Annotated in this window: 26 protein-coding genes; 13 read left to right on the forward strand and 13 right to left on the reverse strand. The window is 45.5% G+C overall.

The genetic code is table 11. The features are described from left to right. Positions 1-492: 492 nt before the first annotated feature. The 4 genes from QUB11_RS15325 to polA form a co-directional block, all read right to left on the reverse strand. Complete coding sequence (locus QUB11_RS15325) at positions 493-2,208, reverse strand: ATP-binding protein (protein WP_333151929.1); 1,716 nt, start codon at positions 2,206-2,208, stop codon at positions 493-495. 422 nt (positions 2,209-2,630) lie between these two features. Then, a complete protein-coding gene (locus tag QUB11_RS15330) occupies positions 2,631-3,152 on the reverse strand; it encodes a hypothetical protein (RefSeq protein ID WP_333151931.1) in 522 nt (173 codons plus the stop codon). A gap of 215 nt (positions 3,153-3,367) precedes the next feature. Then, entirely contained in the window at positions 3,368-3,925 is a 558-nt protein-coding gene (locus tag QUB11_RS15335) for a thermonuclease family protein (RefSeq protein WP_333151933.1), read from the reverse strand. A gap of 11 nt (positions 3,926-3,936) precedes the next feature. Continuing rightward, positions 3,937-7,146 carry a DNA polymerase I gene (gene polA / locus QUB11_RS15340; RefSeq protein WP_333391110.1) on the reverse strand — a complete coding sequence of 1,070 codons (3,210 nt, stop codon included), beginning with the start codon at positions 7,144-7,146 and terminating at the stop codon, positions 3,937-3,939. A 231-nt stretch (positions 7,147-7,377) separates the two neighbouring features. Between polA and QUB11_RS15345 the strand changes: the two genes are divergently transcribed. Continuing rightward, on the forward strand, positions 7,378-8,643 hold the full coding sequence (locus QUB11_RS15345) for a transposase (protein ID WP_333391040.1): 1,266 nt from the start codon (positions 7,378-7,380) through the stop codon (positions 8,641-8,643). A 61-nt stretch (positions 8,644-8,704) separates the two neighbouring features. After that, positions 8,705-10,030 (forward strand): J domain-containing protein, encoded by a 1,326-nt coding sequence (locus QUB11_RS15350; RefSeq protein WP_333391043.1) that lies wholly within the window; start codon positions 8,705-8,707, stop codon positions 10,028-10,030. Between the two features lie 89 nt (positions 10,031-10,119). On the opposite strand, the gene QUB11_RS15355 is transcribed toward QUB11_RS15350, so the two are convergent. The 3 genes from QUB11_RS15355 to QUB11_RS15365 form a co-directional block, all read right to left on the reverse strand. Then, positions 10,120-11,820 carry an EAL domain-containing protein gene (locus QUB11_RS15355; RefSeq protein WP_333391047.1) on the reverse strand — a complete coding sequence of 567 codons (1,701 nt, stop codon included), beginning with the start codon at positions 11,818-11,820 and terminating at the stop codon, positions 10,120-10,122. Next, entirely contained in the window at positions 11,820-14,192 is a 2,373-nt protein-coding gene (locus tag QUB11_RS15360; protein WP_333391048.1) for a PAS domain S-box protein, read from the reverse strand. Before QUB11_RS15360 ends, QUB11_RS15355 begins: the two co-directional genes overlap by 1 nt. A 538-nt stretch (positions 14,193-14,730) precedes the next feature. Then, positions 14,731-15,921, reverse strand: coding sequence for a WD40 repeat domain-containing protein (locus QUB11_RS15365; RefSeq protein WP_333391051.1), 1,191 nt, complete (start codon positions 15,919-15,921; stop codon positions 14,731-14,733). Between the two features lie 263 nt (positions 15,922-16,184). On the opposite strand from QUB11_RS15365, the gene QUB11_RS15370 reads away from it, so the two are divergent. From QUB11_RS15370 to QUB11_RS15390, 5 genes are all read left to right on the forward strand, one after another. Next, complete coding sequence (locus QUB11_RS15370; RefSeq protein ID WP_190743059.1) at positions 16,185-16,559, forward strand: DUF1257 domain-containing protein; 375 nt, start codon at positions 16,185-16,187, stop codon at positions 16,557-16,559. Between the two features lie 46 nt (positions 16,560-16,605). Beyond that, positions 16,606-17,466 carry a DUF6920 family protein gene (locus tag QUB11_RS15375; RefSeq protein WP_333391054.1) on the forward strand — a complete coding sequence of 287 codons (861 nt, stop codon included), beginning with the start codon at positions 16,606-16,608 and terminating at the stop codon, positions 17,464-17,466. A 112-nt stretch (positions 17,467-17,578) separates the two neighbouring features. Beyond that, a complete protein-coding gene (locus QUB11_RS15380; RefSeq protein ID WP_333391058.1) occupies positions 17,579-17,818 on the forward strand; it encodes a hypothetical protein in 240 nt (79 codons plus the stop codon). Between the two features lie 94 nt (positions 17,819-17,912). Continuing rightward, positions 17,913-18,110: a hypothetical protein gene (locus QUB11_RS15385; protein ID WP_333391061.1), complete on the forward strand. Its 198-nt coding sequence runs from the start codon at positions 17,913-17,915 to the stop codon at positions 18,108-18,110. Beyond that, on the forward strand, positions 18,107-18,367 hold the full coding sequence (locus tag QUB11_RS15390) for a ParE family toxin-like protein (RefSeq protein WP_333391065.1): 261 nt from the start codon (positions 18,107-18,109) through the stop codon (positions 18,365-18,367). Before QUB11_RS15385 ends, QUB11_RS15390 begins: the two co-directional genes overlap by 4 nt. A gap of 72 nt (positions 18,368-18,439) precedes the next feature. On the opposite strand, the gene QUB11_RS15395 is transcribed toward QUB11_RS15390, so the two are convergent. Continuing rightward, a complete protein-coding gene (locus QUB11_RS15395) occupies positions 18,440-18,595 on the reverse strand; it encodes a type II toxin-antitoxin system HicB family antitoxin (RefSeq protein WP_333391067.1) in 156 nt (51 codons plus the stop codon). A gap of 53 nt (positions 18,596-18,648) precedes the next feature. Next, complete coding sequence (locus QUB11_RS15400; protein ID WP_333391069.1) at positions 18,649-19,164, reverse strand: hypothetical protein; 516 nt, start codon at positions 19,162-19,164, stop codon at positions 18,649-18,651. 264 nt (positions 19,165-19,428) lie between these two features. Here QUB11_RS15400 and QUB11_RS15405 point away from each other — a divergent pair, with 264 nt between their 5' ends. The 5 genes from QUB11_RS15405 to QUB11_RS15425 all read left to right on the forward strand — a co-directional run bounded on the left by QUB11_RS15405 (position 19,429) and on the right by QUB11_RS15425 (position 21,610). Then, entirely contained in the window at positions 19,429-19,929 is a 501-nt protein-coding gene (locus tag QUB11_RS15405; RefSeq protein WP_333391072.1) for a DUF6232 family protein, read from the forward strand. Between the two features lie 50 nt (positions 19,930-19,979). Beyond that, a complete protein-coding gene (locus QUB11_RS15410) occupies positions 19,980-20,444 on the forward strand; it encodes a hypothetical protein (RefSeq protein ID WP_333391075.1) in 465 nt (154 codons plus the stop codon). A 289-nt stretch (positions 20,445-20,733) separates the two neighbouring features. Then, positions 20,734-20,916 (forward strand): hypothetical protein, encoded by a 183-nt coding sequence (locus tag QUB11_RS15415; protein ID WP_333204405.1) that lies wholly within the window; start codon positions 20,734-20,736, stop codon positions 20,914-20,916. 14 nt (positions 20,917-20,930) lie between these two features. Continuing rightward, the gene (locus QUB11_RS15420) at positions 20,931-21,266 is read left to right on the forward strand and encodes a DUF433 domain-containing protein (RefSeq protein WP_333052758.1); all 336 of its coding nucleotides are present in this window, start codon (positions 20,931-20,933) and stop codon (positions 21,264-21,266) included. Then, positions 21,263-21,610 (forward strand): DUF5615 family PIN-like protein, encoded by a 348-nt coding sequence (locus tag QUB11_RS15425; RefSeq protein ID WP_333391078.1) that lies wholly within the window; start codon positions 21,263-21,265, stop codon positions 21,608-21,610. The genes QUB11_RS15420 and QUB11_RS15425 overlap by 4 nt, the downstream gene beginning before the upstream one ends. 65 nt (positions 21,611-21,675) lie before the next feature. Here the strand turns inward: QUB11_RS15425 and ilvA are convergent, their stop codons facing one another. Then, positions 21,676-23,208, reverse strand: coding sequence for a threonine ammonia-lyase, biosynthetic (gene ilvA, locus QUB11_RS15430; RefSeq protein ID WP_333391113.1), 1,533 nt, complete (start codon positions 23,206-23,208; stop codon positions 21,676-21,678). Between the two features lie 256 nt (positions 23,209-23,464). Here ilvA and QUB11_RS15435 point away from each other — a divergent pair, with 256 nt between their 5' ends. Beyond that, positions 23,465-24,019, forward strand: a complete 555-nt coding sequence (locus QUB11_RS15435) for a GNAT family N-acetyltransferase (RefSeq protein WP_333391081.1) — start codon at positions 23,465-23,467, stop codon at positions 24,017-24,019. A gap of 91 nt (positions 24,020-24,110) precedes the next feature. On the opposite strand, the gene QUB11_RS15440 is transcribed toward QUB11_RS15435, so the two are convergent. The 3 genes from QUB11_RS15440 to QUB11_RS15450 form a co-directional block, all read right to left on the reverse strand. Further along, complete coding sequence (locus QUB11_RS15440; protein WP_333391083.1) at positions 24,111-24,680, reverse strand: hypothetical protein; 570 nt, start codon at positions 24,678-24,680, stop codon at positions 24,111-24,113. A 188-nt stretch (positions 24,681-24,868) separates the two neighbouring features. Then, a complete protein-coding gene (locus QUB11_RS15445; protein ID WP_333391085.1) occupies positions 24,869-25,726 on the reverse strand; it encodes a bifunctional class I SAM-dependent methyltransferase/HIT family protein in 858 nt (285 codons plus the stop codon). 109 nt (positions 25,727-25,835) lie between these two features. Beyond that, positions 25,836-26,904: Hsp70 family protein (locus QUB11_RS15450; RefSeq protein WP_333391088.1), on the reverse strand; the 1,069-nt coding region annotated here is incomplete at its 5' end.

The following is a 26,904-nucleotide window of genomic DNA, read 5'->3' on the forward strand; positions in this document are numbered from 1 at the left end:
GTTTTTATTTCGTAGTCTGAAACCCTCAATTTTCCGTTGGTAGCTCGATCGCCTTGGAGCCTTGAAACCCTTATTCTACGGTTCGTAATCAAAAACTGTCCGAAGTATTGATATTTAAGAGCAAAACTTTGGAGATGGGTTTTGCGATCGCACGGCAATTGGGGCTATTTACACTTTATGCCCTAACCGACGAAAGCGGTTGCTATATCAATACATTTTAAAATTTCCCTCTTCCTTCCTCCCTCTTTCTTTTTCCTTGAATATCTGCCTCCTGACTATTGACGAATGCTCAATAATTAATCCGTGTATCCGTGTCAAAATCCATATATTGCCTGACAATCAAGCATCCAGGATACCCGCCACGTGATTCATCCGTCCAGAAATAAAAAACCTGTATCCGATGAAACTTGCCGAACGTATTTATCTCGCGCAAGTCAAGGCTTCAATTCTTTAATCTAAAATCTAAAATCTAAAATCTAAAATCGATTGACTTCATGCCTGCATCACCACCCGTTCCGGGAGACTGACAATAAAAGTTGAACCCTTACCATCTTCGCTTTCGACGCTAATTTCGCCGCCGAGAATTTGACACAAACGCTGGCTAATTGTCAATCCCAAACCCGTGCCTCCGTATTTGCGGGTAGTTGAAGCATCAGCTTGGGTAAAAGGTTTAAATATCTGCTCTAATTGCTCGTTTGTCATGCCGATGCCGGTGTCGCTGACTCGAAACATTAAAACTTGAGAAGTGTAGTTTGAACCAGAGTGAATATCATTATTTTTATTTTGTTTGGTCGGTCTTGATTTTTCAATTTTCATTCTTTCGACGCCGATAGTAATGACGCCTTTTTCGGTAAATTTGGCAGCATTGCTGAGCAAATTGAGGAGAATTTGCCGCACTTTCGGTTGGTCGGCGTACATTGTGCCGAGTTCGCCTTTTGTTTTCAGTGCTAAAGAATTGCCTTTTTTTTCTACTAGCGGTTGAGCAGTAGTCATCACTTCTTCAATCATCGTTGCCACGTCGAAGTTTTCCAAATAAAGGGTGACGTGACCTGCTTCTATTTTGGAAATGTCGAGGATGTCGCTAATCATATCCAGCAGGTGTTTGCCTGCGGTTTGAATTTTTTCTAAGTCTGGGAGAAAGTCTTCTGAACCGGAATCTTGAGCATCTTCTTGCAGCATTTCGCTGTAGTTAATGATGGCGTTGAGGGGGGTGCGTAGTTCGTGGCTCATGTTGGCGAGAAATGCACTTTTCGAGCGGTTGGCAGCTTCGGCGGCTACTTTTGCTTCGTGCAATTCTTCTGTGTATTCGGCTACTCTTTGGATTAGTTCGTTGAGGGAAATTGCTAGCCTTCCCACTTCGTCGGAAGTAGTGACGGGTACTTGCAGGTCAAAGTTAGATTCTTCTGTCACTCGCTGAGCGATGAGGGTGGTGGCTTCTAAGGAGCGAGCGATCGCCCCGCTGGTGTATGCTGCTAGAATTGCTGCGATCGCACCTGATATCAAGAGAGAGCCAACGAGAATGAGAGTTCCGAGTTTTTCGGCATTTTCGTAGGTTCTCAATGCCTCGTCTGCTTTCTCGCGAAAGTTGCCGGCCAGTTGGGCTGAATCCTCGGAAAACTGTTTGAGTTTCAAAGCAGTTTCGCCGGCCACAAAATTGTTCAAATTCCGCCCAAAAGCCTGCTGCTGTTGCGGATTCAAAGCAGATAATTTCGCAGTAGCCAACAATTTTTGTACTTGTTGAAAGTATGATTCTACGGTTTTGCCGTTGACTTGAACGAACTGTTGAAGCAGTTCGTAGTCTTGGGCAATTTCGGGATTCTTCGTCGGCGGTAGGGTTTGCAGTTGTTCCAGGATTCCGCTCATCTGAGCAACGCGAGTCAGGAATTCCGATCGTTCGCGATCGAAAATTTGCGGTTTGGCCGTCAGACTCGCGAGCTCTTGCTGCTGAATTCTGACTTCCTGCACCGTGTTGTTGAGGTTTGTCAGGATTTCCGCTTTATCTCGGTCGATCGCTAGTTTTTCTCTAACTTGCTGTTTGTGATAGGATTCTACTCCCCGTCCCGCCACAGCACCCAAAACGGCAATACTAATGACCAAGGCGTATCCGCAGCCGATTTTCTGCCTGATACCCAAGCGGCCCAACAGACTTTTCAACCCTATTTGAGGACGGTTCTGCAGTTGATTTTTCAAAGCTAAGGTTAAAGACATGGGCAATGTACTCGTCACCTTTGAGAGGCACCATCTATATTCTAATTGATGCCTGTCTGAGGGTAAATAAAGTTCTGGCTTCAAGCCAGCTTTCGGCAGTTATTGGGCCTTTGCAAGGTTCCACAGCTCGATCTGCTTGACAGTTTGGAGGAGTTATGCGTAACAAATTATAGCAGAAGGAAGAAGGCTCTTCGGCTGCCTTCAGCTACCTTCCCTTCGGCGATGCGATCGGGCAAGTCGTTCAGAGTAAAAAAAAGCAACAAGTAAAAACCAGTCAAAGGCATGGTTTCACTAATTAAGAACCTACTCACCGTCGGGCGTGGTTGCGAGATAAGTTGCGAGTTATAAGTTGCAAGTTATGAGTTAGATTTCTGATTAAAAACTCTACTCTACTCGCAACCCACAACTCTATCCTTGTTCCCCTACTGGCAAAGTCGAAATTGTGCTATCTCAGCAGGAATTCTTGAAGCATTAGGTACGCTAGCACTTGCTGGAACGAAGATTCCCAGGCCGTAACTGCAACCCTCTGCCGTCGTGCATTCCCCAGGCTTAGCACTGATTTGATATTCGCCTTGGGATGGGGGAGTAAAAGAGATTGACGCCAGTTCGCCTGTTTTTTGACTCACAGCGACTTCCTGACCGCTTGCATCCTTGAGAGATAAGTTTAAATCCTGGCAATTTCCGTCGCAAGTGGCAACAAAAACATACTCCACATTAGGATGCAGCGTTGCTCTAAAAGGAGATGAAACTTGCTTGCGAACTTGACCCAGCAACGGCACAAATACTAATTTTTGACCGTTGCCTTTCCGCTGATCAAATTCTGTTTTCAAGCGACAAACAACCGTTTTTTGGTCGTCCGTCAGTCCTTGAGCAATAGCATTTCCTACGATTGTAGTACCGAGGATCAGGGCAAGGCCGGAAATAACCAGATGTTTGAAATTCATTGATGTCCCTTAAAGTTAATTTTGGGTGATTGCAATAGACCGCTTTTGTCAGCAGTCTATTAGTTTATCTGGAGCCTATCACATTTGTTGGGGAATTGGGAATTGGGCATAGGGCATAGGGCATGGAGAATTGGGCGTGGGGCATGGGGCATGGAGAACTGGTAACAGTTAACAGTCAACTGTCAACCACCAATAACCAATAACCAATGACTAAATCATTTCTTGCGAAAATCCCACGCAGGAACAAACTTAGAATCTCCCCAAACGCCGCGGCGATTTTTCTTAGCTTCGGCTTCCGCTTGTTCCAGAACACTTGCACTCGGACAATTTTTCAAGTAAGGACGGTAAACCATTGCTAATCCTTCGCGGATCAAAACTTCTTGGGCAAATGTACCATTTGGCAAGCGAACTTCGCTAACTTTGCGGCCGTAGCGGTCAGTATCGGTGACGGTCAAAACAACGCGACCGCCCCCTTGTTTGACAAGCTGCTGCATTCTTTGGTGCGCTAGATTTCCCCACTTGAATTGATTTTTATTTGATGCTTTGCTAATTGGTTCGCCGTGCGAGATTTCCGGTGCATCTACACAGGCAAAACGCACTTTTATATCTTTCCCGGCGGCATCACTGGCGACAAGGGTATCGCCGTCGCTGACTCGCTTGACAGCATAGTTATTCGGTGCAAACTTTTGCGGACAACCAAATAGTAGCAATAGCAGAGCAACTGCACTTAAGGTTTTTATTTTGGGGAAAATGGCGATTTTAAGTTGGCTCATATTTCTGTGTTTTATTTAGTTTCCATCCAATTTTGCCCAGCGTGGATGTCAACTATCAGCGGTACCATACCGGGCGCATTTTCCATCGCACTTGTATTTTTCGGCAGAGCATTTTCCATCGCACTTATAATTGTCGGAGCACTTTCCATCGCACTTCTAATTTTTGGTTGCAATTCTTCCCATTCATCGGGAGGGACTTCAAAGATTAATTCATCGTGAACTTGCAGCAGTAGCCGCGCCTGATAGTTTTGCAAAATTTTGTGTACCTCAATCATGGCAAGTTTAATGATATCAGCACTGGAACCTTGAATGGGAGCGTTGGCTGCGGCCCGCAAAGATTGGGCGTCATCTCTGCTGAGAGATTTAAGTCGATCGGAGTGAATGTCTTGGGGATTGCGGCCTTTTAAGTCGCGGAGGCTTTCGCTCTCGAAGTTTAAGTAGCGACGGCGGCCGAGTATTGTGGTAACGTATCCGAGGGCGATCGCCTCTTTTTTTACTTTCTCCAAATATTCAAAAACCTTACTATAGCGAGCGTTAAATTTAGCAATAAACTCCTTGCCATCTTTGGAAGTCTTGCCCATCGATCGCCCAAACTTGATCGCCCCCATACCGTAAACTACTCCAAAATTAATCGTCTTGCCAAACCTGCGCTCGTCGGGAGTTATTTCCTCCTTTTCAAACAACAGTTGAGCCGTTACGGTATGCACATCTCGGTTATTTTGATAAGCTTCAATTAACACAGGTTCTTGACTCAAGTGAGCCAAAATTCGCAATTCAATTTGAGAATAGTCAGCCGACACCATCAGCCAACCTTCTTCTGGTAAAAAAGCTTTGCGAATTTGCCGTGAAAACTCGGTGCGGATGGGAATATTTTGTAAATTTGGATTGGAAGAAGAAAGCCTTCCCGTACCAGTTGCAGCTTGGTTGAAATCTGTATGCACTCGCCCGGTATCCGCACGCACTAACTGCGGCAAAGCATCGACATAAGTTGATTTCAACTTGGATAATGTTCGGTGTTCTAATAAATCGTCTACAATCGGGTGGTCTCCTTGCAATTTATCCAAAACAGCGGCGTCTGTAGAGTATCCAGTCTTAGTTTTGCGAGACTTTTTCTGAAACTCATCCGGGATTTTTTCTAACAAGATTTCGCTGAGTTGTTTCGGGGAACCTAAATTAAACTTTCTTCCCGCTGCGGCATAAGTTTTTTCTTCTATTTCCGCTAAGCTTTTTTCTAGCTGCTGCGAAAGTGTATTTAGATAAGCAGAATCAATGCGAATTCCGCAATATTCCATTTCAGCTAAAACTGGTTCTAGGGGCTGTTCTACTTCCAGCAGCAACTTCTGCAAAGACTTATCGGGAAAGCTAGATTCATCAGCTTCCTTCAATTTGGCTTTAAGTGCCCCAACTAAGTGAAATGTAGTGTAAACATCCATGCCGCAGTAGTCGGCTACTTCTCGAATGCTGATGTCAGCAATTGTTTGGTTTTTCGATACTAATTTAGTATAACTTTTGGGATTATTGCGTAAGTATTCCCTTAACGATTCGCTGACACTGTGATTGTCTTCTGACTCGACTAAGTATTTCTTTGACAGTTCGCTGAGGCTGTGGCTGGTTTCGGGATTGAGTACGTAACTGGCTAGCATGGTGTCGAAGACGACTCCTGCTAGTTTAATTCCTTGACAACGCAGGATCGATCGATCGAACTTAGCATTTTGCAGCGCCTTGGGATAATTCTCGCTTTCCAAAATCGGACGCAAAGCATTTAAAACTGTGGCTTTGTCCAAGTTTGTGCCCCTTTTGTGTCCCGTGGGAATGTAAGCGAGATCCTCTTCGCCGGTTCCCCAACAGCAGCCAATTCCGACTAATTCGGCGTCTCGCGGTTCGATGGCGGTGGTTTCGGTATCCCACGCCACGGGTGAGGCTTTGTCGGTGAAAGTTTGCAGCAGTTGGACTAATTCGTTTAACTGTTCGGTTGTTTGAATTATTCGGGGTTTAATTGGTAATTTGTTTTCCTGCTGGGCGGCTAGGGTTTCTGCCAAACTGTAAAATGTGTCACTTTCATCTTCTGAAATTTCAGAAGTTTGAGGTGACTTATCTATTGTGGGGAGTAGGGGTTGGGCATCTTGCCCGCCCTTTGCAACAGGCAAGATGCCTGTTCCACTGTCGGCAACAGGCATCTTGCCTGTTCCACTCTCCATTGAATTGATTGTGGGGAGTAGGGGTTGGGCATCTTGCCCGCCCTTTGCAACAGGCAAGATGCCTGTTCCACTGTCTGTCAATGGCTCTTCTGTGCCACCAAAACGCTTTTGAATTTGCTTTACTTTGCTTAAAAATGTTTTAAATTCCAACTTTTCCAGCATGGGAATCAAGGCTGATTCGTCAAAACCTATAAGCTGGCAATCTTCTAAGTTGATTTCTAAGGGCACGTCTTGGACAATTGTCGCCATGCGTTGAGAATGATAAGCAGCTTCTTTGCCTTCTTCTAGCTTTTTCTTAGTTGCTCCTTTAATCTCATCAATGGCTGCATAAATTCCATCAAGGGAATTGTAAGCTTCCAGCAATTGCAGGGCGGTTTTGTCGCCGATGCCTTTGACTCCGGGGATGTTATCGGATTTGTCGCCGCACAAGGCTTTGTAATCTATTACTTGTTCGGGCAAAATACCGAGTTTTTCTTTGACTGCTTCCGGGCCGTATTCTTGGGATTTGCCTTTGCCCGATCGCCTGAGCTCATCGGTACTCAAATATAATACGCTGATTTGTTTTTCGGTTTCTACTAATTGAAACAAATCTCGATCGCCCGTGAGGATTTTGACCTGATAACCCGCCGCGCTGGCTTTGTTTGCCAAAGTTCCCAAAACATCGTCCGCCTCGTAGCCGGGAGCAGTTATGGCAGGTAAATTCAAATAGGTGAGGAGTTCTTGCAGGTTTTTGATATCCGGCTTAAAATCTTCCGGTGTTTCGGCTCGACCGGCTTTATAGGTGTCGTCTGCTTCGTGGCGAAATGTGGGCGTGGCGAGGTCAAAGGCGATCGCCATGTACTGGGGGTCGTGGGCGGCCATTACTTCCAGCAGCGACTTGAGAAAGCCAAAACAGACGCTGGTGGGAATGCCTGTTGTCGTTCGCAAGCCTCCGTCTCGACTTTTGGCAAAGGCGAAGTAGGAGCGAAAGGCCAGGGAGTGGCCGTCAACTAAGATGAAGGTGGGAGCTTGATTTTCCGACACTGACACAGATTGCGGCACGAAAGGATTTTCTCATTGTACTCAGTTGTCCGCCTGCATTGATCGACCCTAGGGATGGCCCGCAGACTTGAGGACGCTTGACACTCGATCGGATCTCGGCTTACCGAGAAAATGGGTTTAAAGCCCTGCCCTTCTAGGGCGGCTTTTTTCTTATAAATCGTGTTGTCCCTTTGTAACAGTATGGTACCATACTGAGACAAGGAGGTACTACAAGTGTTTTCTCTAACCTACGAGTTTAAGCTCAAACCTACCGTCAGCCAAGTTTCACTGTTTGAAGACTGGCTAGAACAGTGTCGGCGGGTGTATAACTACGCACTTGCTGAACGGAAGGCTTGGTATAAGTCTCGTAGTTGCCTGGTTAATGCTTGTTCCCTACATTCCGAGTACATTATTCCTGCTGATGCTAAGCGTCCTACTTATGCTTCTCAGTGCAAAAGTTTAACAGCAGCAAAAGAAAAAATCCCCGCTTTGAGGGTAGTTCAATCGCAAGTTCTACAACAAACACTTAAACGGTTAGAACAAGCTTTTGTTTCAATGTGGGAGAGAAACTTTGGCTTTCCTCGGTACAAGAAGCCTGGTCGCTGTAAATCTTTTGTTTTTCCACAACTGGGGAAATCGCCTTTGAAAAACGGCATGATTAACCTACCTAAAATAGGTTGGGTTAAGTTCCGACAATCAAGGGAGATACCTGGTGATGCCTTGGTGAAACAAGCTCGAATTGTTAAACGAGCTAGCGGTTGGTACGTGATGCTTAGTTTGCAATGGGGTGTATCTGTACCTCAAGCAACACCATCAGGAGAAGCAGTAGGAATCGACGTAGGATTAATCAGTTTTCTCGCTACATCATCTGGGCTAACACTACCAAGACCGAGGTTTTTTGTAGACCTTCAACGCAAGCTTAAATTGCTGCAACAAAGAGTCAACAGAAAGAAACTTGGGTCAAATAATTGGCGTAAAGCTCAAACGAAAGTGGCAAAACTCCATGAACATATAAGCAACACCCGCAAGAACTTTCATTGGCGTACTGCTCACTTGCTTTGCAATCAGGCAGGAATGATATTTGTTGAAGACTTAAATTGCAAAGCTCTAGCTGCGGGAATGTTAGCCAAGCACTGCCTAGATGCGGCTTGGGGACAATTCTTCAACATCCTGAAACAGTGTTGTTTTAAGCGTGGAGTCTTTTTCCTGGAAGTTGACTCTAGAAAAACCAGTCAAATTTGCCCTAACTGTGGAGTTGAGACAGGTAAAAAAGATTTGTCAGAACGTATCCACAAATGTAATAGCTGCGGGTATACAACTGATAGAGATGTTGCCGCAGCCCAAGTAGTTCTACGACGAGGACTTGCAGCGGTAGGACATACCGTCAAGATGCTTCCCGGAGGGCAAGGTCGTTGGACTCCCTACGAGTTAAGAATCTCCGCGCTTATAGGGCCCAGAGTGTCAATGTGCAGCTTGGCTGAGAATAGTACAAGATGTTAAGTACGATTCCCTACGGGATAGCTTCGCTTCACGCGAATTTACCAACACCTGCCCCAAGCCTATGGCTGACATTAATCGATGCTACGAAATCCTCGAAATTGAGCCGGGAAGTTCCCTAGAAGAAATTAAGCGCGCTTACAGGGATTTAGCGTTTGTGTGGCATCCCGATCGGTTTGCCCACAACGATCGCCTGCAACAAAAAGCTCACCAACGATTAACAGAAATTAATGAAGCTTACCAGCAGTTGCTGTCGTTTCTGAGTCAGCCTGAATCATCGAGGTCGATCGAAAAACAGTTTCCGCAGCCACCGCCCCCTGCGCCGGAAAAGCCACTGAGAAGGCGTTCTGGAAAATCAGCCGCCAAGCCTGGTTCCCAGCGCCGTCAAACCCGCCCAAAAGCCGCCTCCAAAAAATTTCTCACTCAAAAAAACTCTTCAAGCAAGAAACGATTTACCACTCACAATAGCCCAGCGTGGCGGGGCACAAAGCAACCAGGGCGAATCGTTGCGAGGCAAGCAGGGCCATCTCAACACTATCGAAAGCTTACCTCGAAACGGAAAACAGAATTTTCAACTCAATACTCAAAACCGCGAAGCGCGCCGAGGGAAGTGCGGCCATCTCAACACTATTCAAGCTTCCCTTGGTGGCCGCTGGTAATCGCCGTGGCGAGTTACGCTTTGACCGGTTGGATTTTGACGAAATCAGCCGCCCCGCTGTGGATGTGGGCTTTAATCTGCGGTGCAGATTGGCTGTGGGCCGCGATTTTGCTGGCGGAGGGTTCGGCAACGCCTAGAGTGTGGCTGGCGGCGTTAGTTTTGGCTGGGGCGGTAGGGGGGTCGATCGCTGGTTTTCAGGCGGGAGGAAAGGTCACAGGGGCCGCTTGGGCCGCAGTTGGGGCTGGTTTGGGGGCGATCGCCAGTTCTGAGGCCGAGTCGCGGGCCGTGGCTGCTGTTTTGGCTGTAGGGGGAGTGGTGACAGTGGTGGGATTGATGGCGGGAACAGTTTCTGGGAATTGGGTTAAGGCGTTGGTGGCGGCCGTGTGTTGGGCGATTGTTGGCTTGATGTGTGGGCTGGCGGCGGAAGTAGGTGGGAATTCTGGCGGCCCCGTCGGGCTCTCTGGTGCGATCGGGCTGGGGATTGGGGCGTGGGCGGGGGTTTTGGCTGGGGCGGGTTCGGGGGATCTCGTCCAAGCTTTGGCTATCGCCGGGTCTAAGACTGTTTATGGGGCTTGGGCTGCGATCGGGATTATTGCTGGAGTTGTGGCGCGGATGGTAGCCGCAGAAAGGTTGATCCACACCAGCAGCGGGCTTTACACGGTTATCCTGTTGGTGGCTACTTCGGGTTTCGGGCTGTGGCTGGGAAGTTGGTTGGGCGATCGTATCTTTTGAATGAGTCAGTTGGCAGTTGTCAGTTGTCAGTTGTCAGTTGTCAGTTGGCAGTTGTCAGTTGTCAACGGTCAACAGTCAACAGTCAACAGTCAACAGTCAACTATTCCGGAGGATTGCAACCGGAATTGATGTAAATCCCAGCACTTATCGCTTTTCAGCAGCGCTTCAAACTCAGCCCTTGGCAAAGCTGGGCTGAAAAGATGGCCTTGAATTTCGTCGCATTCGTACTCGCACAAAAAATCAAGTTCTTGCTCATTTTCTACCCCCTCAGCCACCACCGTCATGTTCATGCAGTGTGCCATTTGAATAATCGCTATTGTGATCGCTGCATTTTGGCGATCGTCTGCAATATCGCGAATAAAACTCTTGTCAATTTTGATCGCATCAAACGGAAAGCGTTTTGGATAACTCAAAGAAGAATATCCCGTCCCAAAATCATCAATTGCTATCCTAATCCCCTGCTCTTTCCACACCGTAAAAGCTTTAGCTGCTGCAATTTCGTCTTGCAAAACCAGACTTTCCGTCAGTTCTAATTCCAAACACTTGGGATCGAGATCGGTTTCTGTTAATATCTCCCTGACTCTTTCCGTGAAATTTTTGCGCTCGAATTGACGGGCTGACACGTTAACTGCCACTCGCAGGGGGGGTAAACCTGCTCTTTGCCATGTTTTAGTTTGCCTGCAAGCAGTCTCTAATACCCATTCACCCAACGGTGCAATCAAGCCCATTTCTTCAGCCATTGGAATAAATTCCCCAGGAGAAACTCGCCCCCGTTCTGGATGATTCCAGCGGACTAAAGCTTCAGCCCCAATAATTTTACCTGTTTTAATTGCTATTTGCGGCTGATAGTATATTTCAAACTCTGAACTTTTTAAAGCATGGCGCAAGCAAGTTTCTTGAAGAAGTGTATTAATAAAAAAATTAGCATTTTGTGGCGTGTAAAAATGATAAGTATTGCCGCCTTTTTGCTGAGATTGATACATTGCTATATAAGCATTTTTCAGCATTTCATCACCGTCAGTGCCGTCCCCGGGATACAAGCATATCCCCATACTAGCAGTGACAGAGACTTCGCAATCTTTGACAATCATACCTTGGGATACAATATCTAAAATGTTTTGAGCAATCTTAGCCACATCCTGTTTTTCTGCAACTGGTTTAAGAATCAGCGCGAATTCGGCTGCTTCCAAACGAGCAACAATATTAATGCTTTCCATGCAGTTAGTTAGCCGCTGGGCGATGCTGCAAAGCACCGAGTCGCCGATATCGTGTCCCCAGGTACTGTTAATGCGGTTGATTTTATCTAAGCTAAGCGTGACAACTGGAACGACTCCAGACAATTCTTTTTGACCATCTAATACTCGACTTAATTTTTCTCGCAAAAATGAACGATTCGGCAGGTTCGTCAAGCTGTCATACTGATGTCGGTAGAGTGCCAGTTGAATAGTTGTGTGCAAGTTTTTTTCTTCAAATGGCTTGACAATATAGCCGAAAGGTTTTGTACTATTAACTCGTCGCAAAGTAGTTTCATCGGCATAGGCTGTCAGATAAACTACTGGAATTTGAAAGCGCAAGCGAATTTCTTCGGCTGCTGTAATGCCGTCGATTTCTCCTTGCAGGTTAACATCCATTAAAACTAAATCCGGGCGCAACTTGGCTGCCGATTCAATCGCTTCTTCTCCCGAATAGACCATGCCAGTTATTCTATATCCTAGAGATATCAAACTGTCTGAAATGTCTTCTGCAATGATGCTCTCGTCTTCAACTATCAGAATTTTTTTGTTGGACACTAATTTTTCTCCTCAGAGTGCAATTTGGGTTGACAAAAGGTTATTCTAAAAGTCGTGCCCGCAGTTTCTAACAGTTCTATTTTCCCCCGGATTTGCTTGACTAAAGACCAGACCAGTCGCAAACCCAATGTTCGGGCTTTGCGATAATCTAAGTCTTGAGGAAAACCAATTCCGCTGTCGCTCACAGTTAGCACGCAAACTCTGTTACTATCTAAAGTGAAATCTATGTTAATTTTACCTTTAACTTGTCCTTTAAAGGCATATTTGAGGGCATTTGTCACAAGCTCGTTGATAATTAAGCCGCAAGGAACTGCCGTATCAATATTCAGAGAACACGGCGCAATATTTGTTTGCAAGTTGACGCCTTCTGCATGATTTTCATAAGCTTGGAATAAATTGTGGGCGAGATTTTGGATATATTCAGCAAAATCAATGTTTGACCAGTCTTTGGAGTGATATAATTGTTCGTGAACTAGAGCCATTGATCTGACTCGGTTTTGACTTTCTTTTAACATTTCACTAACGAGGCTGTCTTGAATGTAGCGAGACTGAAGTTTCAGCAGGCTAGAAATAACTTGGAGGTTGTTTTTGACGCGGTGGTGAATTTCTTGGAGAAGGACTTCTTTTTCGGCGAGGGAGGCTTTGATTTGCTCCTCATCCCGTTTGCGCTCTGTAATGTCGCGTACTACTGCTTGGAGAAATTTTTTTCCGTTAATTTCCATTGCGTTTAACAGAACTTCTGCGGAAAATTCTGAACCGTCGAGTCGCTGGTGTACCCAGTCAAATCGACAGCTACCTATGAGCATTGCTATGTTCATTTTCTGTGAAGCTAAACTGGCTGAATCTTGTCCGTTAGGCTGAAATGGCGGGGAAAATTCCCTCGGATGCTTGCCGTAAAATTCTTGTTTGTTGCTACAGCCAAATATTTTTAAGGTGGCGGGGTTGCAGTCAAAAAACTCCTTTTCGTCAAGCAACATTACTGCGTCGCTGGTGGCTTCATAAAGGCTACGAAATTTGTGTTCTGATTCTTGCAACGAGCAGATCAATTGGTTTTTGAGAGCTTCCGCACGCTTGCGGTCGGTAATGTCTATTCCGACAGAAACTGCTGCGGTTCCCTGATGATATTTCTGAGCTACTATCAAATAGTTGCGGACGAAACCGTTAATTTCTATTTCTATTTCTTGGCAGGTTTGCTGAGATGAACTGTTAAAAAAAATTCGGATAAGTTCTCCGAAAGTCGAGCCTTTTTCGAGAAAGTTGATTTCTTGACCGACAAAGCTTTCAGGAGACAGGTTGAATGAGGTTGCTAAGTGCTGGTTGACTCCGATATACCGCAAATCGGAACTAATCCAAGAAATCAGTCCGGGTACGGCATCCAAAACGGCGCGAAGTTGGTCTGTAGCTTCTTGGAGTGCTTTTTCCGATCGCTTGTGATCGCTAATATCTGTCGCCGTGCCGCACAAGCCTAAAATAGCGCCGTTTTCAGCTTGGTTGACGATGCTGTTGACGCGCAGGTGGACGGGAGTACCGTCTTTACGAATGTGTACAGTTTCGTAAGGAGAATTAGCGGTTTGTGGCTGAATTTTGGTTCTTGCTAAAAGTTGGGCAAATATTTCTCTTGGTCTATTTTCTTGATCGGGAACTAAAAAATCGGTGAAGCGCCTTCCGATCATTTCTGGCGGTTCGTAACCGTAGATGCGTTTGGCGGCGGAATTGACAAAAGTCAAGAGTCCTTCAATATCGATCGACCAAATCAATTCTTGGGAGGTTTCTACGAGGTTGCGGTACTTTTTTTCGCTTTCGGCAAGTGCTGCAGTGAAGACTGCCGTTTGCTGCTGCAGTCTGTCTTCTAATTCTTGATTTGCCGTTTCCAGAGTTGCGATGGAGTGCTCGCGTTCGCTAATTTCAGTAGAAACACCGACTGCCCCAACCACTTCGCCGTTTCCATCTCGCAGGGCTGCCGATCGAATTTCGTGAATAAAATGCCTCTCTTGGACGTTCCAAGTGCGATCGTTTCCTGCTAATACGTCGGCAATATTTTCTAAGATATCTGGCTGGCTGCTGTAAACTTCACAAATCGATAGCCCGACAGTTGCACCTGGTTTGAGTCCCAAATTTTCTAATCCTTTCCCTGCTGCAAGGGTTAACTTGCCTTCTTTGTCTGTTGCCCACAGGAAAATTGGGGCACAACTGACAGCGGCGTGAAGGGTTTCGTTGGCTTGTTTGAGCCGATCGATTTCTGCATGAAGCAGATCCTGGGTGGTGTTTAATTCTACCGTTAGTCGATCGGCTTTTTGCTGCCAACTGGCAGCAGTGTCGCACATTTCTGGGAGATTGCGGGAACGACAGATGGATTGGTTGCAGTGTGACATGGTTACTCTAGGGCGCACTGTATATTTAACCTCAGCCTATCTTTTAAGCATAAACTTTTTAAGTCAAATATTACAATTAGCAGGAATACTCCTCCGACCAAGATGCGATATATTAAAGCTACTTTAAAGGATTCAGAAATTGCGGCTCGCTCAGGCTTGTGGGCGACAGTTTACAAATTATAATAAGCTGAATAATGCCTGCTAATCGGTATTTTTACGGTAATTATTTGTAGTAGTGCAAAAAGCAGTTCCGCAATCCTAGGCTTGCACAAGAACTGGGATTGTAAATTTATTATATTTGTTTGCGTAGATTCACGCACCGAGGAAGAGGGAATCGGGAAAATAGAAATATAGGCAGCGCCTGAATAGTTAGGAGGTACTTAATTTGTGAAAATCATGAGGTCGATTCCCTCTTCTTTCTGCCTTCTGCCCTATGCCCTATGCCCTATGCCCTATGCCCTATGCCCTATGCCCTATGCCCTATTTCTTCCATCCGCTACATCCGTTACAGAATCCGTTGCCGAACTTCCTTCTTCCTTCAATTAACTCCCCAAATTTTGACAGTTTTGTCTATACTACCACTGATAATAGTTTCACCATCGCTGCTAAAAGTAAGACAAGTAACAGAGTTTTGATGTCCGCTGAGAGTGTGAATATTTTCGCCTGTACTGGCATTCCAACATTTGATATTACCATCAGCACTAGCACTAAAAACAGTGCGTCCGTCGGGACTAAAGGCGATCGCATTTATCGAGTTAAAATGCCCTGCCAAAGTGATTGAACTATCTGGATTCGATAGCTGCCGCAGTTGAATATTTCTGTCCCAGCCGCCAGTCGCCAAAGTCTGCCCGTCTGGACTGAAAGCCAGACAATTCGCATAACCCTTAATTGTTTGGAAGCATTCTCTGGTGCGGAGGTTCCACAGTTTAATTGTACCGTCAGAACTGCTGCTAGCGAGAGTTTGTGCGATCGGACTAAAAGCAAGACTAATAATTCCTGCTTTATGAGCTCCCCAAGTTAAATGACTGCCAAAAGTGCAGATTAACTTTCCCGTCTCTAAATTCCAAATTTTGATAGTAGTATCGGCCGAACCGCTGGCGATAACTTGACTGTCGGGACTGATGACAATTGCGCTAATTTCCGCTTCATGTCCGAGGGAAGTATGCCGCAATTCTCCTCCCTGCCAAATTTCGATCGCACGGTGTTTCGGAGTATTTCTGCTTCTCACAAAAACTTCGCTTTCTTGGCAAAGGACAAAAGTTTCTTGAGCGCGGGGATACTTGTCAACAGTATAGAGTATTTCTCCTGTATCTACATCGCAAATTCTAATTATTTTGCCGTGCAAACTCGCGGTGCGAGATCCTCCGGGACTAATCGCCAGATTTGTGCCAGTTTTCACAGTGCGGATGCAGTCAAAAAGCTTGTAAGGCACGAAGTCTTTTAAAGCTTGGCGCACTAGAGGTTCTGTCCTCGATCGCAAAATTAAATAAGCAACTCGCTGCACTTCTGCTGCGGGGTCAAGCAGCGCCTCAATTGCTAAATTTAAGCCAGCGCCTCCGTATTTAGGAGCATCTTTAACAGCGGCAATCCGAGCCTCGATACTAGGACTGTTGAAGCGCTGCTTGACCCCGGCGATGCCTCCCAAAACTGCACCGGCGATCGGGATTTGACTTTGGCCGCCGAGGACGGCATCATATTCTCTGGGTTGGTTAGAATTGTCGGCTATCATACGATTTTAGATTTTGGATTTTAGATTTTAGATTTGAAGAATTGGAGGATTGAATAAAGCGAACTCACGCACGGATAAATCGGGGCAATTGTTATCGGATACTATGTTTTTAATTTGTGCACAGATGAATCCGGGGGCTTGTACCCAGGCTGCTTTCTGTGACGCTAAAACCGGGTTTAAGAGCACAATTTCTAACTTCTTGACTCTTGCTGTTTATGCTATTATAATCAAATCAGCGTTTTACACAAAAATCCGAAAGTGATATGTCACACTTCACAACTATCAAGGTTCAGATCAAGAACGGCGAACTGCTGCATCAAGTGTTGGAAGAGTTGGGTTATCAAGTAGAGTCCAATGTGCAGGTACGGGGTTATCGGGGTGACAAAACTAATGCGGAGTACGTGATTCGGCAATCCAATGGTTACGATTTGGGTTTTCGCCGCAGCGGAGAGGATTACGAATTGGTGGCGGATTTTTGGGGCGCTCGAATTAATCAGCAGGAATTTATTAATTCAATTAGTCAAAAATACGCGCGTAAAAGTTTGATGGCTGCGGTGCAGTCAGAGGGTTTTCATGTTGAAGAAGAGGAAACTTTGGCAGATGGAACGCTGAGAGTTGTAGTCGGTAGATGGGTTTAAGACTCGCGTTTGATTAACTCGTTTTTAGGTATCGAGAGGAATCACCATGTGGCGATCGGCGATCGTACTAATTATCCTGGCGCTTGTAGTTGGCATTGTTGGCGCGATCGCCCTTGGAGCATACCGCTGGCATCTCGGTACCAAGGAACTGCGAGCCAATCTGGAAGCTGCGCGATCGCCGATTAAACCTCTCACATTTGATGCGCGGGAAATCGCCGATTTACCCCAGGCAGTGCAGCGCTACTTTCGCGCGGTGCTCAAGGATGGACAACCGCTAATTGTAGCAGCGCGGGTTTCCCACGAAGGCACGTTTAACATGAGCGAAACCGCAGAAAAATGGAGCGCCTTCACCTCAACTCAACTCGTAATTACTCAGCGCCCTGGCTTTGACTGGGAGGGGCGAATTGCCATGATGCCCGGTATCAATGCGTTTGTTCATGATGCCTACATTTCTGGCGAAGGCATCCTCCATGCAGCGCTGCTGGGCCTGGTGACTCTGGCGGATCTCCGCGGCACTCCAGAAGCGGCACAAGGGGAACTGATGCGCTTTTTGGCGGAGGCGGCTTGGTATCCGACGAGACTGTTGCCGAGTCAGGGTGTTCGCTGGGAGGCGATCGACAATTCTTCGGCCAGAGCAACGCTACAGGATGGCGACACCGCTGTTTCCCTGGATTTCCGCTTTGATGAAGCAGGGCTAATCGCCAGTATCCGCGCGGAGGCCCGCGCCCGTACAGTTAACGGCGGGCTGGTGTTTGCGCCCTGGCAAGGCCGCTTCTGGGACTACGAATTGCGAGACGGTATGCGGATTCCGCTCTCCGGTGAGGTGGCGTGGCAACTGCCTGATGGCTCGCTATTGCCCTACTGGCGCGGTCGCATCACGAATATTGCCTATGAGTTTGCACGATGATTCTAGTTTGTGTTGTAGGGTGCGTCTGAGATTTTCTCCCCTATTTCATGGGAACAATTTGATAATTAGAGTACACAGGTAAACGGCTCTTAGCAAAAAAAGTTAATTACCCATGAACATTACAGAGTTCAAGACAGCAGTAAGGGAACTTCCAGAAAATGAACTCGCAGAGTTTCTCGAATGGCTTGATGAGTTTCAAGCAGCTCTCGCCGATCGCCAGTGGATCGAGGGTGTACGAGTTAAGATAGATGCTGCTGTTGCCATGTCCGAACATACTCCACCGATTGACGGCGAAACCTTTATTGCAGGGATTTGCGATCGTTTCCGGCAAGTACGCGAGAGTAAACAATGAAAGACATATTTTGATCGACCGTTTCAAAGCTCGATGAATGCGATATAATTATACCAAACAGGTCAACGGCTATTAGGGAAAAAGTTACTTACCCATGAACATTACAGATATCAAGACAGCAGTAAGGGAACTTTCACCAAATGAACGCGCAGAGTTGCTCGAATGGCTTGATGAGTTCCAAGAAGCTCTATGGGATAGACAAATTGAAGAGGATCTGAAAGCAGGCAAATTTGACGCCTTGATTCGACAAGCAGAACAAGCATTTAGTGAAGGAAAGTGTAAGGAAATTTGAAGCATTTTACAACGCCTGAATTTTGGGAATATTACCGTCAACTGCCGATAGAAATTCAAGAAGTGGCGGACAAAAACTATGAATTGCTCAAGACAGATCCGAAACATCCATCACTGCACTTCAAGCAAATTGGCAATTTATGGTCTGTGAGAGTAGGAAGAAACTACAGAGCGTTAGGTTTTGACAAGCCAGAAGGGGTTTTGTGGTTTTGGATAGGTTCTCATAATAATTATGATGCGATTCTCGATCGCAGATAGCGCTAGAAACTAATTATACTGCTATTTTGCATATAGTTATGATATTATCTAAATAATTAGAGTAAGATAGATTCAATATCTACACGCTTGGCAACCTTCGATTGCTTCATAGAGGTTTTGCAGCAGTTCCTCGAAGGTTTCTCCCTCTGTTGCACAACCAGGAATAGCAGGAACTTCTGCCCAGTATCCGCCTTCTTCTGCTTCGTGAATGATAATTTTGATTTTCAATTGATTCTCCTAATTTATTCTCAAAATTTCCCTCTTCATTACTGTAGCAGACTTTACTCCTCCAAGTCCACCTGTTTAACCTGCTCTAAAGGTATATCTAGCGCTTCTGCAATTTGCTCATCGCTCAAGCCAAACTGCCGTAATTTATCAATTGTTTCAATCTTAGTTTGATTTTTGCTTTTCTGCTGCAAGTCGGGAGTTTCCGGCTGACTTTCATCTGGGGTAGGAGTAGAGGGATTAGGACAATTGTTAATGTAGCTAATTTTGTTACTATTTTTAATAGTATTTTTATTACCAAGATTTATATTATGATTTATTTGCCTTTCTATAACGGACTCAAGATTACTTTTTTTAACCGGTTCGCCAAAGACTTCAGATAACATTTGCAAAAGCTCGTAACTAGCCTTTTTAACGTGCTGGGAGCTATAACCATAAGTTTCTGCAACGTCAGCATATCTTTGACGATTCAGTATTCCCGAAATAATTTTTCGCTGCAAGTTATTTAGACGTTTACCTGTGTTGGTATAGACAGCTTCATCGACAAATTGCAATATCTGAGGACTGTCCATAGGTGGGATGGTGAGATAAGTATGGTTACTATAGCAAACTTTTTCCAACTTTTTCCAACTTTTTGCACCTTGGATCTCAATTGTTGGAAGTTCCCACTTTTTCCAACTTTTTTTACTTTACATTTTTTGTGCGATCGGTCTAGCATGGAGAAACCGGACACAAGCATTTTACTATAGTGTTTATTGACAGGTGCATAGTTGCGCCTCTGAGCTGAAAAGGGTGTCGTCACATAGTCTCAACCATCAATTTTATAGGTATAATGAATGGCAACACCAAACCCCTTGGGAAGTAATCAGAGCATTACTTTAGAGAGAAACAGAGTTATTACCATAACTAAAAGGACTGTTCGTTTCTCATACAATGTTTACCAAACTCACAATATTACAGGTTTTAGTGAAGGAGAAGTCGATATTGGAACTATACCTTGGGGAATTATTATACTTGCTCTTTTGGCTTCATCTATAATCGGTATTGGCAACAGCGGAGTCGGTGGATTGTTAGGTTTAGCTGCGATTGGAGGTATAATTTGGAACTTGGCTAAGCCCAAACACTATGGTTTATTACTAACCCTCAATTCAGGTGATAAAATGCTGTTTACTACAAGCCAAAAGGAAAGTCTCAAGCAAGTTATTGGAGTCCTATATGAATTCATTGAAAGTGAAAAGGAGGCTACTTACCAAATATCCATTAGTGGTGGTCAGGTGAGTGGTAATTTTATACAAGGAGATGTTGGGGGAAACACTTCGTATCTTTCTGGCGATTGAGCGAACATGACACTAAAAGTAAACATTAGCAATTGAGGATGCTATCAGCTATGAATCGGAAATCTGTAGACATGGATAATAGTAGTTTTAAGGGCAACTTGGTTCAAGGAAACGTCGATGGAAATGTAGAGTATAAACCCGTATCAGAGAGTAAACCCGTGTCAGAAACTTTCAATAATGACTACCGTGGAGCGAACATCGCCAACTCAGCCAATAAAGTTTCAGATAACGCACGACAGCAAGCCAACCAACACATTCATTTAGCTGAGCAAAAGCAAACCCTTGCAGAAGCAGCCGCAGAAATTCAAAAAGTTCTCAAACAGTTAGAGGTAACTCATCCTACCGCTACTGAGGCTGAAAAGATTGCTCACGTTAATGATGAAACTACCCCCAGTTTCAAGCGTCGCGTCGTTGGTGCATTGCAAGCTGGCAGTGAAGCTGCGATCGAAGAGTTTTTAGACAATCCCTATGTCAATGTTGTCAAAGAGACGTTTAAAGGTTGGATAAAACCATAATAGATTGTGGTGTGCGAAGAGCGATCGCCCTAACCAGAAAACCCAAGTGCGATCGCCCGCAACTACCAAATAGTTTCAACATTAGGAATATCATACCGCCGCGCGATCGCAACTAAGATGCGATCGCGCCTATCTTTGTCAAACTCCCCTGGAAGTTGCAATTACTACGTTGACCTGCTACCGTTAACATAGACGCATCGTAGGAAAACAACCGATCGCACTAACAGAATTACTCTCTATCATTAGACAACTATCTGCGATCGAGAAACGAGAGTTAATCCGCATTCTAATGGCGGAAGAAGATATCAGTGATGAACGCGCGTGGAATGCTAAATTTGAAGCTACAACACACGCTCAGTGGGATAGTCTAGCTGAGATAGTACGTCAGGAAATCGCTGCTGGCCATATTACCCCTCTAACTGAAATTTTCCCTCAAAGTCATATCGAAGTTCTGATACAATTCAGACAGTAAGCGTTAAGGTTGCCATGACATTAGCAGTTGTAGCTGAACAGGCCCCCCTAAAGACCAATGCTGACGGCGTAGTGCGAGTCGGTAACACTCGCGTGACTTTAGATACCGTGATTGCAGTGTTTAAGCAGGGAACAACCGCGGAGGAAATCGTTTATCGTTATCCGTCGTTGAGATTAGCTGACGTGTATGCCACCATCGCCTTTTACCTCAATCATCAGCAGGAAGTCGAAACGTATTTGCAGCAAAGACAGCAACAAGCACAAGAGATTCGCAAAATGAATGAGGCAAGGTTTGATCCGCAGGGATTGCGTGACAGATTGCTGGCCCGCAAGGCAGAGAAATCGGCATGAAATTCCTAGCTGATGAAAACTTTGACAATACAATTGTTAGAGGTTTGATGCGTCGCAAATCAGACATTGACATTGTTCGCGTCCAAGACGTTGGCTTATCCGGTGAAGATGACCCAACAGTGCTGGAATGGGCGGCCGAAGAAGATCGGATATTACTAACCCATGATGTTGCTACTATTACCCGCTATGCCTATGAACGTATGGCGGCAGGTAAGTCAATGCCAGGAGTTTTTGAAATTACCTTCGATGCACCCATTGGTCGAGTTATTGAGGATATTCTAATCCTTCTGGAGTGCAGTCTTGATGGAGAATTGGGAGGACAAATTCAGTATCTTCCTTTATGATGAGTTGCAACCGTTTAATTTAGCTTTGCCGCACTAAAAGCCCGATCGCCCTTTCCCCAAAAACCCTACCTCAAAAACAACTTATAAGCCGGATTTTGACTCTCATCCCCATACTGATAGCCCAGCGTATCCAAAAAAGCCTGCCATTCCTGCATCTCATCGGGCGGTACTTGAATTCCCACCACAATTCGCCCGTAATCAGCGCCATTATTTCGATAGTGAAAAACGCTGATATTCCAGTTAGGACTCATCGAACCGACAAACTTCATCAACGCACCCGGACGTTCGGGAAATTCAAAGCGATAAAACAATTCATGATTGGCCAGCATGGAACGCCCGCCCACCATATGCCGCACGTGCAATTTCGTTAATTCATCATCAGTTAAATCCAAAGTCTTGAAGCCACAATCTTCAAAACTTGCGGCTATATTCACCGCATCGGCACGGTTTTGAATTTGCACGCCTATAAAAATATGTGCTTCTTTTTCATCCGCAATTCGATAGCTAAATTCAGTTAAATTACGTTTGCCCAGACATTCGCAAAACCTGCGGAGACTTCCCGGTTGTTCGGGAATTGTGACTGCAAAAATGGCTTCGCGGCGTTCGCCAAACTCGGCTCTTTCTGCTACAAAACGCAGCCGATCGAAATTCATGTTTGCGCCGCAAGCAACAGCAATTAATGTTTCTCCTGCGATTTGTTCCCGTTCCACGTAAGCTTTCGCACCTGCGATCGCCAAAGCGCCAGCAGGTTCTAAGATCGATCGCGTATCTTCAAAAACATCCTTAATCGCCGCGCAAACATCATCCGTATGCACCAAAATAATCTCATCCACATACTCCTGACACAACCGAAAAGTTTCCTCCCCCACTTCTCGCACAGCAACGCCATCAGCAAATAAACCCACCTGCGACAAACGCACCCGTTTACCCGCTTTCAGCGATTGATTCATTGCATCGGAATCCACTGGTTCGACGCCAATAATCTTAATTTCCGGCCGCAACCGCTTGACATAGGCCGCAATTCCCGAAATCAATCCACCGCCGCCAATTGCTACAAAAATCGCGTGAATTGGTTTTTGATGTTGCCGCAGAATTTCCATGCCGATCGTACCCTGTCCAGCAATCACGTAGGGATCATCAAAAGGGTGAATAAAAGTCATACCTTTTTGGGCCTCTAATTGACGCGCAAAGGCGTAGGCCTCATCGTAAGCATCCCCATGCAAGACTACCTCTCCACCACGGGCTATCACCGCATTTACCTTCACCTGCGGCGTCGTTACGGGCATGACTATGATCGCGCGAGTCCCCAAGTGGCGGGCGGCGAGGGCGACTCCTTGGGCGTGGTTGCCGGCGGAAGCTGCAATGACACCTTGTGCTAGCAAATCCGGCGACAGTTGCGCCATTTTGTTGTACGCACCCCGCAGCTTGAAGGAAAACACCGACTGCATATCCTCTCGCTTCAGCAAAAGTTTATTGTTGAGCCGTGCTGATAGATTCGGGGCGCATTCTAGGGCTGTTTCTTGAGCAACATCGTAGACGCGGGCGGTGAGGATTTGTACCAGGTAATCGCAAAGCATGGGGTTAGCAGGTTGGTTGATGCCAGATGGTGGGATAATTGTAGGGCACTTGTGTTAGTATTTTGCGGGGAATTGGCGATTATCTTCCAGGGATTCACTAACGGGCAATTACCTGCGGGATAGCTTCGTTTCACGCAAGTTTTCAATAATAACTTTTCTCTTTGGGAACATAAGGAGCCTGAAGACTAGGAAATATTTCGTTTTTGCCGTTTCCCAGGTTATAAAATCCGGTTTGTGAGCGTATTAGTCCGTAATCCTTGATTTAGTATGTAAATTCATGGACGTACAAATTACAGATTTGCGTGCGGTTGACGAGCCAAAAATTCAACAGGTAGCTAGATTAATAGTTGAAGGTTTTAAAGAGCATTGGCCCGATGCTTGGCCCGATCTAACATCTGCTTTGCAAGAAGTGCAAGAATCTTTAGGAGCCGATCGCATCAGTCGAATTGCTGTCAGCGACAGCAATCAAGTTTTGGGATGGATTGGCGGGATTAAACAGTATGACGGTAATGTTTGGGAACTGCACCCGCTCGTAGTGAGAACAGAATTTCGCGGACAAGGAATTGGTCGATCGCTCGTAGCTGATTTAGCAACAGAAGCTAAAAACCGGGGAGGGATCGTGCTGTGGGTGGGTACCGACGACCAAGACAATCAAACCACTCTTTCAGGCATCAATCTTTATCCTAATGTTTGGGAACACATCGCCAAAATTAGAAATTTGCGCGGTCATCCCTACGAATTTTATCAAAAAATGGGTTTTGCGATCGTGGGAGTGATGCCCGACGCCAACGGAATTGGCAAGCCAGATATTTTCATGGCAAAGCGGTTGTAAAGTTTAAGGTAGGTTCTAAATTTACTGGCCGGTGGCTTGCCAATCCAACACTTAGCAAAATTTGTTGTTGAAAGTTTCCCAGAAAATCCGTCTAATCTGGACGTGCGAACCCCGTTCGAGGGTCGCTAATAAACAAACCCAGAACTAACGAATCCATCACCGTATCCCAGACAGGAGTCAAACGTTCAGCATCATCAACCCAGTAATCAAAAGTAATCAAACACTGAACATTAGAACCCAACCCAATACAGATTCGCGAATAAGCTTCCCGCTGTTCTGGAGGGTCGATAAACTTAAATTCAGTCCAAACAACGCGGGCAGTTTGCCGCTTCAATTGGATAATGTCCCCAGGAGCGATCGGATTTCTGGTATCATCTTCAACCACCTTCTGTAATAGCGGCACCAGCGGAAAATCTGCCCAGTTATTAGGTGGTAGCAAATTAAACGAAACCTCCAAACGACAATCATCATCCGGCGGCTTTTTATCCGTAAACCTAAACGAATTAGTATCCGGTTCAAAATGCCAATCTTCCGGGACATCAAAGCGAACTGCACCTCTTCCTGCTACAAAAATTCGAGTTCCAGGCTTTGACTTCCAATTGTGGTCTTCTTTGAGTTCTAGAGTTTCCTTGAGCCATGCTTGCTTTTTGCGCTTAGACATAAACAGAACACCAAATTGCTGCTAATGTGTAGTTTTAGACCTTGCAAACACATTTTAACTCTATTTGGCTCGCCGTTTGCTCAAAGATAACAATCCTTACAAAAATTATGAATTCCTCTCTTCTCTATCCCTCTGTGTTCTCTGCGCCTCTGCGGTAAAAAATAATTCCTTTCACAATTTGCTAACTTTTATTTTTCACTCTTGGGAATCACATACCTAATTCCCCCTTTATTCCCAGCCGCATCGCCCTTGTAACGCGGGATAACATGAATAGCCGCGTGACTGCGACTTTGACCAGCCTGTTTATTAATATTGATTCCCACATTAAAACCGTCAGGCTGAAACTCTTTACTTAACATTTCTTGCACCTTATTAGCCATAAACCAGCAAGCCGATTGCTCTCGAAACGGCAGTTCAAAATAATTGGCAACGTGACGCTTGGGGATGATTAAAACATGACCTTTGCTGGCGGGATAACCGTCAAACATCGCATAAGCTGTTGCTGATTCTGTGAGTAAAGTTAAATTTTTGTAAGGATTGCAGAATATGCAGTTATTAGTCGAATTTCTTTGATGGTTGTAATGCACGTATTTGTAAATTTCGCAAGACTCATCTAGGTGAACTGGCTTAAAAGGAAGTTTGACAATGCACTGATATGTAGGCTTTTTGTGGACATAATGTTCTCGAAAGCCTTCTTTTTTGATATCCCTTCTCACCGCAAAATACGCATTCCCTCCCGGTTTCAACAGGTGCGAAACTTCCATCAAGACATTAGCTTGTTCTTCGGGAAACAAAACATTCAAAACATAAAAGCAAATGATTGTGTCGAATTTATCTTCGGGGAACCCCGGGAAATAATAAGGGTCATAACCCGTAATATCGAAGCCTTTTTGCTGCAACAATCTCACATCGCTGCCCAAGCCGCACCCAAAATCTAAAACTTTGCCTTGCAGCAAGTTTTTATCCAATAAAAATCTTGCCGGGAATGACAGGGAAATTCTTTCGATTGCCGTCAGGTGGCTGAATTTATTTTGTTGCTTTTTCATGGCGGCATAAATTTGATTTTAATCGATATTCTTCAGTCCGCGCACGCTCAGGACGAAAGTTTGTGTAGTACCGATTTCAAGAGCCGAATGTTATCTAAAAATTTTACCATTATTGCAGTTTGGCGATCGCCCCTTTTTCCACCAACACCTTACCAGTCACCAAATCCCGCACCGTCGCCAACAAAACCCGCCTCTCATCCACCTCAAAACTCACCGAAACCCTGTCAATTCCCAATACCCCAGGCGGGTCCAAATGCGCCACACAAACCTGCTGGTGGTGGCTTTCCAAAGAGCGAAAATCCGTCTGTTTGTTGAGCCAACTGCTCGTCATTTGCCCTTTTTCGTTAAAAATAACCTCCGCTTGCGATACCTCCGCAACTTCCCCAATATCTAACCGAATTTCCCTTTGCCCTTCAATTGCCACTTGCAGCGTCAACTCTTCGGAACTTTGACAGGGATACTTCATTTCCTTGCTAAATATCGGCGAATAAGCATAAGCTTTAGCATAAGGTTCCCAGAGGCGAATTGCATAGCTGTGGCGCAAATAATCATCAACACTTACCAATTGTGTCAACGCTAAAGCACCGTGCGCCACAGCTTCAAAAGGCTTGTCTCTTTGGACTTTTTGCCGCCCAAAATACGAAACCACTAAATTAGATACAGCCGGAATTAAAGAAGTTCCTCCTACCAGCAAAACCTGTTCGATATCTGCTTTGCCGATACCTTTTCCCTGTGCAATACTCAGCACTTCATCTAAAGCTTCCCGCAACTGTTCTAACAACTGCCTAGATTCCAGAATTTCCTCAAGCTTGTCTCGGTTTAGCTGCAAGTCGTAAGACATAAAATTTTCATCGTCAAACCAGCTTTCCTTCGCCTCATTAACTTGAGAAAGTTGAATTTTTAATTTTTCCGCTATTTCTAATAAGTTTTGCCAGCCAATTGCGCCGACTTCTGCGCGCGACGAACCAATTTGTCGCAAATAATCTTCGACAATCCAGATGTCAATATCTTCGCCGCCGACATAAGCATCGGATTTTGCCAACACTTCGGCACGTACCCCCCCCAGCCCCCCCTTGGTAAGGGGGGAAGCGAGATTTTTCTCCCCCTTGGTAAGGGGGGAAGCGAGATTTTTCTCCCCCTTGGTAAGGGGGGAAGCGAGATTTTTCTCCCCCTTGGTA

This window comes from Microcoleus sp. B6-A1 (assembly GCF_036705085.1).
GTDB lineage: Bacteria > Cyanobacteriota > Cyanobacteriia > Cyanobacteriales > Microcoleaceae > Microcoleus.